General features: G+C 70.5%; 12 protein-coding genes. 5 read left to right on the top strand and 7 right to left on the bottom strand.

From position 1 onward, the window contains the following. Positions 1–27: 27 nt before the first annotated feature. Both ACFVSU_RS17820 and ACFVSU_RS17815 read left to right on the top strand, forming a co-directional pair. A complete protein-coding gene (locus tag ACFVSU_RS17820; protein ID WP_387145970.1) occupies positions 28–1530 on the top strand; it encodes an ATP-binding protein in 1503 nt (500 codons plus the stop codon). After that, a complete protein-coding gene (locus tag ACFVSU_RS17815; RefSeq protein ID WP_387145967.1) occupies positions 1527–2183 on the top strand; it encodes a response regulator transcription factor in 657 nt (218 codons plus the stop codon). The genes ACFVSU_RS17820 and ACFVSU_RS17815 overlap by 4 nt, the downstream gene beginning before the upstream one ends. A 108-nt stretch (positions 2184–2291) precedes the next feature. On the opposite strand, the gene ACFVSU_RS17810 is transcribed toward ACFVSU_RS17815, so the two are convergent. The 4 genes from ACFVSU_RS17810 to ACFVSU_RS17795 form a co-directional block, all read right to left on the bottom strand. Further along, entirely contained in the window at positions 2292–3065 is a 774-nt protein-coding gene (locus ACFVSU_RS17810) for a hypothetical protein (RefSeq protein ID WP_387145964.1), read from the bottom strand. A gap of 168 nt (positions 3066–3233) precedes the next feature. Beyond that, positions 3234–4589 carry a PhoH family protein gene (locus ACFVSU_RS17805; RefSeq protein WP_387145961.1) on the bottom strand — a complete coding sequence of 452 codons (1356 nt, stop codon included), beginning with the start codon at positions 4587–4589 and terminating at the stop codon, positions 3234–3236. A gap of 199 nt (positions 4590–4788) precedes the next feature. Further along, a complete protein-coding gene (locus tag ACFVSU_RS17800; protein WP_387145958.1) occupies positions 4789–5919 on the bottom strand; it encodes an aminotransferase class V-fold PLP-dependent enzyme in 1131 nt (376 codons plus the stop codon). Positions 5920–5955: 36 nt separating this feature from the next. Further along, complete coding sequence (locus tag ACFVSU_RS17795; RefSeq protein ID WP_387145955.1) at positions 5956–6741, bottom strand: isoprenyl transferase; 786 nt, start codon at positions 6739–6741, stop codon at positions 5956–5958. Between the two features lie 112 nt (positions 6742–6853). Here ACFVSU_RS17795 and ACFVSU_RS17790 point away from each other — a divergent pair, with 112 nt between their 5' ends. Further along, a complete protein-coding gene (locus ACFVSU_RS17790; RefSeq protein ID WP_310291988.1) occupies positions 6854–7597 on the top strand; it encodes a hemolysin III family protein in 744 nt (247 codons plus the stop codon). A 55-nt stretch (positions 7598–7652) separates the two neighbouring features. On the opposite strand, the gene ACFVSU_RS17785 is transcribed toward ACFVSU_RS17790, so the two are convergent. Further along, complete coding sequence (locus ACFVSU_RS17785) at positions 7653–7973, bottom strand: hypothetical protein (RefSeq protein ID WP_375872704.1); 321 nt, start codon at positions 7971–7973, stop codon at positions 7653–7655. Positions 7974–8087: 114 nt separating this feature from the next. On the opposite strand from ACFVSU_RS17785, the gene ACFVSU_RS17780 reads away from it, so the two are divergent. Both ACFVSU_RS17780 and greA read left to right on the top strand, forming a co-directional pair. Continuing rightward, complete coding sequence (locus ACFVSU_RS17780; protein ID WP_387145951.1) at positions 8088–8486, top strand: DUF4307 domain-containing protein; 399 nt, start codon at positions 8088–8090, stop codon at positions 8484–8486. A gap of 131 nt (positions 8487–8617) precedes the next feature. Next, a complete protein-coding gene (greA, locus tag ACFVSU_RS17775) occupies positions 8618–9109 on the top strand; it encodes a transcription elongation factor GreA (protein WP_045296735.1) in 492 nt (163 codons plus the stop codon). A 49-nt stretch (positions 9110–9158) separates the two neighbouring features. On the opposite strand, the gene ilvA is transcribed toward greA, so the two are convergent. Both ilvA and ACFVSU_RS17765 read right to left on the bottom strand, forming a co-directional pair. Beyond that, positions 9159–10439 (bottom strand): threonine ammonia-lyase, encoded by a 1281-nt coding sequence (ilvA, locus tag ACFVSU_RS17770; protein ID WP_387146171.1) that lies wholly within the window; start codon positions 10437–10439, stop codon positions 9159–9161. An 8-nt stretch (positions 10440–10447) separates the two neighbouring features. Beyond that, complete coding sequence (locus ACFVSU_RS17765; RefSeq protein ID WP_310291992.1) at positions 10448–11638, bottom strand: AI-2E family transporter; 1191 nt, start codon at positions 11636–11638, stop codon at positions 10448–10450. Positions 11639–11685: the final 47 nt, after the last annotated feature.

The raw sequence follows: 11685 nt of genomic DNA, 5'->3' as shown, positions 1-11685 counted from the left end.
GCCGTGCGTCGGCGGGATAATCGGGTCATGGCCCGAACGCCCCGCCCGGTTCCCGCGCGCGTCAGGATCCTCGCCGCGATCCTGGCGGTCGCGTGCGTGGGTCTCGCGATCGTGGGCAGCGTCACCTTCCTGGTGCAGCGCGAGCAGGCTTTGTCCGGGGTCAACGCCCGACTCGAGGATCAGGTGAAGGTGCTCGAGGACGTCGCAACCGGTGAAGCGGTCGACCCGATCGACGGCGCCTCCGCGGCGGTGGAAGATCTCGACAAGAACGACTTCCAGAACGTCGACGACTACCTGAACGCGGTTGTGGCCCGTCTGGTCCCGGCCCGCAACGAGGCGTCGCTTGCGCTGATCGACGGCGTTCCGCGGTGGGCGCCCCAGACGTTGTCGGGCTTCAGCATCGCTGAGAACAAGCAGCTCATCGATCGCGTCGTGCGGGAGACCGCGGAAGGCGACACGAAACGGGGCACCGCCGTCACTCCTCAGGGCTCTCTTCGCTACATCGCGATCCCGGTGCGGATGACCGGCGACCCGCGACAAGGACTCTACGTCCGCGCAGTGAATCTCGGCGAGGAGCTGCAACCCGTTACCTTCGCCATGACAACGTACGTCATCGCGGCGGTCGCCGTGCTGTTCGCGATCGGGATCGTGGGGTGGTTCGTCACCGGTCGGCTTCTGTCGCCGATCCGGCGCCTCCGCGAGACGGCCGACGCCATCTCGATCACCGACCTCTCGCATCGGCTCGAACCCCAGGGCAACGACGACATCGCGGACCTGTCGCGCACGGTCAATTCCATGCTCGATCGCCTGGAGGACTCCGTCGACGTGCAGCGCCAGCTCCTCGACGACGTGCGCCATGAGCTGAAGACGCCCATCACGATCGTGCGGGGTCACCTCGAGCTCATGAACCCGCAGGATGCTGCGGATGTGGCGTCCGCCCGGGACATCGGCATCGCGGAGCTCGACCGGCTCACGCGGCTCGTCGAGGACATCGACCTGCTGGCCACCGCCGAGGCGGACTCGTACAGCCTCGAGACGGTCGACCTCGCCGGGCTCACCGAGCGGGTGGGCGAGCTCGTTGCCGTCATCCCCGGGCACAGCTGGACGGTCGAGGCCCGCGCCGAAGGCGGCACCATCGGCGACCAGGACCGCCTGCTGCAGGCGTGGCTGCAGCTCGCCGACAACGCCGCCAAGTACACCCCAGAGGGCAGCCCCATCGAGATCGGCAGCGCCCACTCGGGCGACGGCTCACGACTCTGGGTGCGCGACCACGGCCCCGGCATCCCACCCGGAGCGCGGGCCCGGATCTTCCGCCGATTCGACCGCGCCCATGTGAAGCGCTCGGTGGGCGGGTCGGGCCTCGGCCTCGCCATCGTGGACGCGATCGCGAAGGGTCACGGCGGGCACTGCGTCGTCACGGACACGCCGGGCGGCGGCGCGACATTCACGATCCACCTGCCTCCCACGGAGGCCGAACTGCCGGCACCGGTACGTGCCGGAGACGTGCTGCAACGGGAGGCCGCCGGATGACCAGGATCCTCATCGTCGAGGATGAACCTCGGATCGCCGCGTTCGTCAGTCGCGGCCTCGAGGCCGCCGGCTACGAGACGCTCCTCTTCGAGGACGGCCCGGAAGGGCTCGAGGCGGCGCTGCGCGGCGATGCCGACCTCGTGCTCCTCGATGTCGGGCTGCCCACGATGGACGGCTTCGAGGTGCTGCGCGAACTGCGGGCCCGCGGTTCCGCGGTGCCCGTGATCATGCTCACCGCCCGATCCAGCACGCGGGACACCGTCACAGGGCTGGATGCCGGCGCCAACGACTACGTGCCGAAGCCGTTCACGTTCGAGGAGCTGCTCGCCCGTGTGCGCTCGCGCCTTCGCGAGAGCGTGCCGCAGCCCGGCGTCGCGGTCTCGCACGGCGACGTCGTGCTCGACATCCTCGCGCGCCGCGCGACCGTCGCGGGCCGCGAGGTCGACCTGTCGGCGCGCGAGTTCTCCCTCGCGGAGCAGTTCCTGCGCAACCCCGGTCGCGTGCTCAGCCGAGAGCAGCTGCTCAGCCGGGTGTGGGGGCTCGACTTCGATCCCGGGTCCAACGTGGTCGACGTGTACGTGCGGTATCTGCGCGGCAAGCTCGGCGCCGACCACATCGTCACGGTCCGTGGCGCGGGCTACCGCTGGGAGTGAGCTCGTCGGGCACCCCATGACCGGGGTGCCCGCCCGAGCAGGAAGAAGCCCCCGGTGCTGGGGGACACCGGGGGCTGTGAAGGGCCGGACTGGGGGATCCGACCGTTGTCAGTCGCGCTTGTCTGGGGAATTGCGCGACTGGTCTTTCTTCCCGTCGTTGCCGGCGCCGTTGCCGTTTCCGACGTTCGATCCCGCGTGGGCGGGAGGCTTCTGGCCGGTCGGCTGCTGACCGGACTGCTTCTGCTTCTGAGGCGGCTGCTCCGGGGCCTTCTGCTCCGGGGCCTTCTGCTCCGGGGCCGGAGCCTGGACGATGCCCTGCCGCTGAGTGGTGGATCCGCTCGAATTGCTCGAGTCGCCCGACTTGTTCCCGTCGCCCTGCTCGTTCTGTCCGGCGAACTCCCGCTCCAGGCGAGCGATCAGCGCATCGAGCCGACCGTTCGACCAGCCATGCGAGGCTGCCCAGCTGCGCAGCGCGTCCCACGTGCCCGCGGCCTTCGCTGCGGCGATGGCGGAGTCGATGTCGCCGGGCGCGGCAGGAGGAGCCGGAGGCGCCGGAGGGGCGGGCGCGGCCACCTCGGGCGCCGCGTTCGCAGGCGTGCGGGTGGTCGTCGACGCGGGCGGCGCGACCTCGACAGGTGCGGGCGCCTGGACCACTTCGGGCTCGGCCGAGGGACTCAGTGCGTCGGGCGTCGCGGCCGGCGCGGGCTGGGGCGTCGCCGACGGGGATGCCGCCGCTGGGACGACGACGCGCTTGGAGGCGACGCTCGTGCCGGCGGACTCGGCCAGGGCCGCGGTGTTCGCGAGGGCGACGGCAGTCACGACGGCGACGCTCGCCGCGACAGCGGTCATGCCGCCGATCACGAGCCCCGTGCGTGCTTGCACTTCTCGCCTGCCCTCCGTGTGCGCGGAATCGATTCCCCTCCTCCATGGTGACAGACCGATCGCGCGGTATGCGCCGTGGGCGATGAGACTTTCCTCATGCTCGCACGGCGCAGCGGGCCGGGATCCGGCACCCCGACCCGCTGCGTCGTCAGCTGATGACGCAGTCTCTCAGGCGAGCTCTCCGGCCTCCAGGAGGTCGGTGACGAGCGCGGCGATGGCCGACCGTTCCGACCGCACGAGCGTCACGTGGCCGAACAGCGCGTGACCCTTGAGCGTCTCGATGACCGACGCGACGCCGTCGTGACGACCGACCCTCAGGTTGTCGCGCTGGCCCACGTCGTGGGTCAGCACGACGCGCGAGTTCTGCCCGATGCGGCTGAGCACCGTCAGGAGCACGTTGCGCTCGAGCGACTGCGCCTCGTCGACGATCACGAACGCGTCGTGCAGCGAACGGCCGCGGATGTGCGTCAGCGGCAGCACCTCGAGGAGGCCTCGTTCGACCACCTCGTCGAGCACGTTGGTCGAAACCACGGAGCCGAGCGTGTCGAAGACCGCCTGGCCCCACGGGTTCATCTTCTCCTGCGCGTCGCCGGGCAGGTAGCCGAGCTCCTGCCCGCCCACGGCGAACAGCGGACGGAACACGATGATCTTGCGCTGCTGCTGGCGCTCGAGCACCGCCTCCAGGGCCGCGCACAGGGCGAGAGCCGACTTGCCGGTGCCGGCGCGGCCGCCCAGCGACACGATGCCGACCTCGGGATCGAGCAGCAGGTCGATGGCGATCCGCTGCTCGGCCGAACGCCCGTGCAGGCCGAAGACCTCGCGGTCGCCGCGCACCAGGCGGTACTCGCCGTCACCGACGACCCGGCCCAGGGCCGAGCCCCGCTCGGAGTGGATGATCAGGCCCGTGTTCACCGGGAGCCCCTGCACGTCCTCGCTGGAGGCGACTTCGCTCTCGTACAGGTCGCTGATGTCGTCACCCGAGACGTCGAGGTCGGAGATGCCGGTCCAGCCGGAATCGACCGCCTGCTCCGCGAGATACTCCTCCGCCGTGATGCCGAGCGACGCCGCCTTGACCCGCATCGGCAGGTCTTTCGAGACGACGGTGACCTCCTGCCCGTCCTGGGCGAGGTTCATCGCGATGGCGAGGATCCGGCTGTCGTTGTCGCCGAGCCGCATGCCCGAGGGGAGGACCGTCGCGTCGGTGTTGTTCAGCTCGACGCGAAGCGTGCCGCCCTCACCGACCGGAACGGGGAAATCGAGGCGCCCGTGCTCGACGCGGAGTTCGTCGAGATGGCGCAGTGCCTGCCGGGCGAAGTAGCCGATCTCTGGGTCATGCCGCTTGCCTTCCAGCTCCGTGATCACCACGACGGGGATCACGACGCTGTGCTCGGCGAAGCGGAAGAACGCCCGCGGATCGCTCAGCAGCACCGAGGTGTCGAGTACATAGGTCCGCAGATCCTGATCGGAATCGGCGACCCGCTCGAGGTCCTGACTGCGCTGCTCGTGTGGTGCTCGTGTGGTCACAACCCACTCCCGCCCCGGGTGGTTCACCCGGCAGTCACGAGTCGACCATGGGTCACGAGTCGCGATCCGGAAGGCCGACTCGACCGGGCTCCTTGCCCGATGCGCTCACGCTACGACCGCGCCGCGTCGTCGGACGCGCTCGACACGCACGAATTCGTGACATGTCGGTGAACGGATGCTGCACGAGCAGCATCCCCGGTCACCAGACGCGCGTCGACGAGAAGGCGGCGAGCGCGTCGCCGAACAACCGCAGCGTGTCGGCACCGGTGCCGACGTGCGGGGCGACCCGGATGCGGCCGGCGCGCGTCGTGACGGTGAGGCCGTGGTTCGCCAGGGAGGCGGCGAGGGGTGCCGCGTCCTGCGGGGCAGGCTCCAGGGTCACGATGCCCGCGCGGTGCTCCGGCTCCCTGGGGGTGACCACCGGCACCTCGTAGCGATCCGCGAAGAAGATGACGTCGGTCGCCCGCGCGGCCAGCACCGACTCGATGTCGGCCACACCCACATCGACCACTTCGCGCAGGGCCGTCGCCAGGCGTGCGGCGGCGAGCGTGTCGACGCCGGCGACCGAGAAGGCCCGCGCCGATGCGGCGGGCACCGGCACGGTGTCCACCGGCAAGTCGCCCTCCACGCCCTGGAAGCCCGACAGGACGGGCGCGATGCGCTCGAGCGCGCGATCACCGAACCACGCGAACCCCGTCCCCCGGCCGGCGCGGAGCCACTTGTAGCCGTTGCCGCACACGACGTCCGCCGCGAGGTAGTCGGCCTCGACCGCACCGAATCCCTGGATGGCATCGACGATGAGCAGGCGATCGCCGATCACCTCGCGGATCGCCGACAGATCGGTGCGGTACCCCGTGCGGAAGTCGACGAGGCTGACCGCGACGGCACGTGTGTCGTCGGAGAGGGCGGAGCGGATCGCGTCGGGTGTCATGAACCCGTCGGCCGGCTCGACCCACTGCAGCTGCACCGAGCCGAACGCCTCCGACGCGCGGGTCGCCGCCACAGTCAGGCTCGGGAACTCGCCGCGGCCGAGCATGAGGCCGCCCGCCAGTCCGTAGATGGCGTGCATGAGGCCGTACGTCGTGGACGGCTGCAGCACCACGTGCGAGGCATCCGTCCCGATCAGCTCCGCGACCAGCTCACGGGCCTCTCGCTCGTGGTCGGCCACGAGTTCGATGCTCGTCCGCCGGCCCGAGCCGAGCAGCTCGGTGTCCCCCTGCGCCTCGCTGCGGACCGCAGGCGAGAGCGGCCCGAACGCCGCCCAGTCCAGATACCCCGGTTCCCCATCGAACGACGCCAGATATGAATCCAGATCCGTCACGCGGATCATTCTGGCAGAGGTCGGATCAGCGGTGTGAGCGGCCGATCAGCCGCCGTATCGACGGTCGCGCGAGGCGAAGTCGCGGATGGCGCGGAGGAAGTCCACCTCGCGCAGATCCGGGCCGAGCGCCTCGACGAAGTAGAACTCCGAGTGGGCCGACTGCCACAGGAGGAAATCGCTCAGCCGCTGCTCCCCCGAGGTGCGGATGACGAGGTCTGGATCGGGCTGTCCGCCGGTGTAGAGGTGCTCGCCGATCTGCTCGGGCGTGAGGCTCGCCGCCAGCTCCTCGAGCGATCCCCCGCGCTCATCGTGCTGGGCGATGATGCTGCGCACGGCGTCGACGATCTCGCCCCGGCCGCCGTAGCCGACCGCGAGGTTGACGTGCATCCCCGCGTTGCCCTTGGTGCGGGACTCGACGTCTGCGAGCACGCGTCTGAGGTCGTCCGGCAGCGCGTCCGCCCGGCCCACGTGCTTCACCCGCCAGTCGCGCTCGTGCGAGAGCTCGTCGGCGAGTTCGGCGATGATCTCGATGAGGTCGGAGAGCTCCCGCGAATCGCGCTTGCGCAGGTTGTCGTTGGACAGCAGGTACAGCGACACGACGCGGATGCCGACGTCGTCGCACCAGCGGAGGAATTCCTTCATCTTGGCCGCACCCGCGCGGTGGCCGTGCGCGGCGGAGTCGTAGCCGAGCTGCTTGGCCCACCGGCGGTTCCCGTCGATCATCATCGCGAGGTGGCGGGGAACGGATGCCGGGTCCAGACGTCGGCGCAGGCGGTTTATGTAGAGCCGATAGAGGGGCCCCCTGCCCTCGTTCGTCTCGCCGCGCGCCACATGCCTACGCTACCTCTCGCGCGACCCCGTCCCTAGCTCGGGACTGAGTGTCACCATTCGCGGTACTCAGTATGTTCCCCTCGGGGCATGCGGGCCCCTCTACGCTTAGGACATGAGCCGCCGTCGCAGTCTTCCCCGGGCCCCCGAAGTCCCCGTGCTGCCGCTGATGGACGCCGCGGCGGTCGACGCCGCGACGCCCGACCTCAAGCCGACGTGGCGCGGCTGGATCCACGCGGCGACCTTCCCCGTCGCGATCGCGGCCGGCATCGTGCTGATCGTGCTCGCGCAGGGCGCGCCCGCGAAGTGGGCGTCGGCGGTGTTCATGGCCACCTCGCTGCTGCTCTTCGGCAACTCCGCGCTGTACCACCGGTTCAACTGGAAGCCCAAGACCAAGGCGATCCTCAAGCGCATCGACCACGCCAACATCCTGCTGCTGATCGCGGGCACCTACACTCCCATCGCCGTGCTCGCGCTGCCGCCGCAACAGGGGGCGTTGCTGCTGGTCCTCGTGTGGAGCGGCGCACTGCTCGGCATCCTGTTCCGCGTCTTCTGGATCAACGCGCCGCGCTGGCTCTATGTCGCCCTCTACCTCCTGCTGGGATGGGCGGCCGTCATGTACATCGTTCCGCTGTTCCAGGCCAGCGCGGCCATGATGGTCCTCGTCGCCATCGGCGGCCTGCTCTACACCGGCGGCGCGGTCGTCTACGCGCTCAAGCGCCCCAACCCGTGGCCGGGCCACTTCGGCTTCCACGAGATCTTCCACGTCTGCACGGTGCTGGCCTTCCTCTGCCACTGGACGGCGTGCCTCATCATCGCGCTGCACCCGTACTCCCCGTCGCTGGGGCTCGCGGGCTGATGACGAGACGGATGCTGCGGGCCGCAGCATCCGTCACCATCACCGCTCGGGCGGCTCAGCCCTTGGGCGGCGCCGTGGCGTCACCGCGCTCGTCGCCGGCCGCCGGGTCGATGCTCTGGTCGTCGACCTCGGTCGCCTCCGTGGCGCGCGCCGCCTGCTCCTCGGCGTCGAGCTGCTCCTGGATGTCGGCGCGCACGCGGCCCCGGCGGATGCGGCGCATCATGTCCCAGATCAGGAAGATCACGGCGATCGCGATGAGCGCGGTGAAGAGGAATCCCACGACTCCGGGGCTCACGAGGTTCGGATCGACCGCGGGCGTGGGAGTCGGCGTCGGAGTCGTCGCTGCGGAAAGGAGTGCGACGATCGCGTGCTGCATGGGGTCCTCGCTCTGCCCGCGTGGCGGGCGGTGTCGTCGGGGGTGCGCGCGAGCGCATAGCCTGGAGTTCCAGCCTAATCTTCCGATCCGACCCGACGAGCCCGAAGGAGCGGCGTGACCACGCAGGACATGCTCGACGAGCGCTACGGCCGCCGCCGCTCCCCCGCACGCGCGTGGATCATCGGCGCCGGCATCGTCGTCGCCGTCGCCGTCGTCGGACTGTTCGGCTGGTCCACCGTGCGGGGCTCCCTCAACTCCGTCGACTCGGACACGACGTCGTTCGACGTCGTCGACGAGCACTCCGTGACCCTCGGATTCCAGATCAGCAGTCCCCCCGGCGCCGCGGTCGCGTGCGCGATCGAGGCGCAGGACCAGGAGCACGGCGTGGTGGGCTGGCGGGTCGTCGAGCTGCCGGCATCCGAGCTCCACGCGCGCGCCTTCCGCGAGACGATCCCGACGACCGCGCTCGCCACCACCGGGTTCGTGAATTCGTGCTGGGTGCTGCCCGGGTGAGTTTGTCCGAACAGACGCCGTGACGTAGTCTGGCGGGACATCAGCAGAATCGCGCCCTGGCCGTGAGCCGGGGCGTTCGGTTTATGCCCGCACCGCTCCGGTCGGCCGCGGGCCCAACGAAGGAGTCAGCCGTGTCCACCGACGCCCCCGTGACCTTCCTCACCCAGGACGCCTACGATCGCCTGGCCGCCGAGCTCGAGCACCTCTCGACCACCGGCCGCGAGGAGATCGCCAAGCGCATCGAGGCCGCGCGCGAAGAAGGCGACCTCAAGGAGAACGGCGGCTACCACGCCGCCAAGGACGAGCAGGGCAAGCAGGAAGCCCGCATCCGCACGCTTCAGCACCTGCTCAAGACCGCGACGGTCAGCGAGGCGCCGGAGAGCAACGGCGTCGTCGAGCCCGGCACCGTCATCACCGCGATCGTGGCGGGTGGCGAAGAGGTCTTCCTGCTCGGCAACCGCGAGATCGCGGTCGGCTCCGAGCTCGACGTGTACAGCGAGGCCTCTCCCCTGGGCGTCGCGATCCTCGGCCGCAAGGAGGGCGAGAAGACGTCGTACACCGCCCCCAACGGCCGTGAGATCGCCGTCGAGATCGTCAAGGTCGAGACCTACAACGGGCAGTGACCCGAAGCGGCCTCAGGGATCCCTCTGAGGCCGCCGGGCGCGGCCTCAGCTAGTCCGGGACGACCGTGGGCGCGTAGCCCGCATCCTCGAGCACCGAGATGACGTGCGCACGGTGCTCCTCGCCGCGCGTCTCCACACTCAGCTGCAGGATCACCTCGCTGATCTGGATACCCTGCCCGTGGCGGGTGTGCAGCACCTCGATGACGTTCGCCCCGGCGATCGCCAGCAGCTCCGACACGCGCGCGAGCTGTCCGGGACGATCCGGCAGCGGGATGCGCAGCGTCATGTACCGACCGGATGCCGCGAGCCCGTGCGCGACGACGCGCTGCAGCAGCAGCGGGTCGATGTTGCCACCCGAGAGCACCGTGACGGTCGGGCCGGTCGCGACGACCTTGCCCGCCAGGATCGCCGCGACGCCCACCGCGCCCGCGGGCTCGACGACCTGCTTCGCGCGTTCGAGCAGAACGAGCAGCGCGCGGGCGATGTCGTCCTCGGTCACCGTCACGACCTCGTCGACGAGATCGCGGATGATCTCGAACGGCAGGTCCCCCGGACGGGCGACCGCGATGCCGTCCGCGATCGTCGGCGAGGTCGGGACCTCGAGCGGATGCCCCGCCTCGAGCGACGCCGGATACGCGGCGGAGTTCTCCGCCTGCACGCCGATCACCCGCACCGTGCGGCCCTCCGCCGCGGCGCGCGCCTTGACCGCGGCGGCGACGCCGGCGACGAGTCCTCCTCCGCCGATCCCCAGCACGACGGTGTCGAGGTCGGGCAGCTCGTCCATGAGCTCGAGGCCCAGGGTGCCCTGCCCGGCGATGACGTCGTGGTGGTCGAACGGGTGGATGAACACGGCCCCCGTCCGCTCGGCGAACTCCGCCGCGAGGCGCAGCGGCGTCTCGACGGTGGCACCTTCCAGCACGACGTCGGCGCCATACCCGCGCGTGGCGAGGAGCTTCGGCACCGGCACGCCGAGCGGCATGAAGATGGTCGCGTGGATGCCGAGCGCCTTCGCCGCGAGCGCCACGCCCTGGGCGTGGTTGCCGGCCGAGGCGGCGACGACGCCGCGGGCGCGCTCCTCGGCGGTCAGCCGCGAGAGGCGATAGGTCGCGCCGCGGATCTTGAACGACCCGGTGCGCTGCAGGTTCTCGAGCTTGAGGTGCACCGGCACGCCCAGGACGTCCGACAGGTGCAGCGAGGCGTCGAGCGGGGTGTGCGAGATGACGCCCTCGAGGGTGGCGGCGGCATCCTCGAAGTCAGCGAGCGTCGGCACGGCCGAAGCGAGTGCCGCCGGGGTGGCCGCGGTCTCGGCGGCCTGATCGGCGGATGACATGGCGGTGGTCACGAACGGACTCTCCTCTGCCGGGGGACGGTGCTCCAGATGAGATCCCCGGTGGGTCTGGCGCCGGTCTCCCACGCGCGTTCGGCAAGGTAGACCGCCACGACGTTCACGAACGCGGCGAGCGGCACGGCGAAGAGGGCTCCCGGGATGCCGGCGATCATGGCACCGCCCGCGACCACGAGCACCACCGCGAGCGGGTGGACCTTGACGGCGGAGCCCATGAGGAGCGGCTGGAGCACGTGACCTTCGAGCTGCTGCACGCCGAGGACGACCACGAGCATCCACAGCGCGATCCACGGACCGTTGTAGACGAGAGCGAGGAAGACGGCGACCGTTCCGGTGACCACGGCACCGACGATCGGGACGAACGCGCCGAGGAACACGAGCACGGCCACGGGGATCGCCAGGGGCACGCCGAGGAGCGCGGCGCCCAGGCCGATGCCGACGGCGTCGATCGTCGCGACGAGCAGCTGCGTGCGCGCGTAGTTGACGACGGTGATCCATCCGGCGCGGCCGGCGCCGTCGGCGGCGGGGCGCGCCTTCTTGGGGAACAGCCGCAGGGTCCAGCGCCAGATGCCCGCGCCGTCGGCGAGCAGGCACAGCAGGATGAAGAACGCCAGCACGGCGCCCGTCACGACGTGGCCGATCGTCGAGCCGATGGCGAGTGCGCCCGACCACAGCAGCTCGGCCTGCTGCTGGAGGAACGTCCAGCCCTGCGCGAGCAGGTCGTCGATCTGGTCCTCGCTCAGGTGGAGCGGGCCGTCGATGAGGTACTGCCGGAACTGCTCGACCGCGGCGACGGTGCTCGCCTGCACCGAGTCCCACTGCTGCATGATCTGCCAGACCACGAGCCACAGCAGACCCGTCACGATCGCGACGGTGCCCACCACGGAGATGACGATTGCCAGCCAGCGCGGCACGCGGCGACGCAGCATCCAGGCGAAGGCGGGCCACAGCAGGGCGGTGATGAGGATGGCGATGAGGAGCGGGATCACCAGCAGCTTCAGCTGGATGACGAGCCACACGCCGACCCCGATCGCCGCGGCGACGACGATGAGGCGCCACGAGTAGGCGGTCGCCAGGCGGAGGCCGCGCGGCACCGCGGCGGACGTCTCGGTGGAGACGACCCTGCTGCGGTCGCGGACGGCGTCGAAGATGGAGCCGCGGGGCTTGTCGTCGGAGCCGCTCATTGAGCCAGTCTAGGCGCGTCGCATTCCGCGCCGGTCATGAACGACGG

Source organism: Microbacterium sp. NPDC058062 (assembly GCF_042885375.1).
Lineage (GTDB): Bacteria > Actinomycetota > Actinomycetes > Actinomycetales > Microbacteriaceae > Microbacterium > Microbacterium trichothecenolyticum_C.
Note: the sequence above shows the minus strand (reverse complement) of the source record. Positions and strands in the feature narration are given on the sequence as shown.

Bases quoted from the DNA above. Each gene is read 5' to 3' on its own strand.
- ACFVSU_RS17820 (WP_387145970.1), top strand. From the start codon at position 28: ATGGCCCGAACGCCCCGCCCGGTTCCCGCGCGCGTCAGGATCCTCGCC.
- ACFVSU_RS17815 (WP_387145967.1), top strand. From the start codon at position 1,527: ATGACCAGGATCCTCATCGTCGAGGATGAACCTCGGATCGCCGCGTTC.
- ACFVSU_RS17800 (WP_387145958.1), bottom strand. From the start codon at position 5,919: ATGATCCGCGTGACGGATCTGGATTCATATCTGGCGTCGTTCGATGGG.
- ACFVSU_RS17790 (WP_310291988.1), top strand. From the start codon at position 6,854: ATGAGCCGCCGTCGCAGTCTTCCCCGGGCCCCCGAAGTCCCCGTGCTG.
- ACFVSU_RS17785 (WP_375872704.1), bottom strand. From the start codon at position 7,973: ATGCAGCACGCGATCGTCGCACTCCTTTCCGCAGCGACGACTCCGACG.
- ilvA (WP_387146171.1), bottom strand. From the start codon at position 10,439: ATGTCATCCGCCGATCAGGCCGCCGAGACCGCGGCCACCCCGGCGGCA.
- ACFVSU_RS17765 (WP_310291992.1), bottom strand. From the start codon at position 11,638: ATGAGCGGCTCCGACGACAAGCCCCGCGGCTCCATCTTCGACGCCGTC.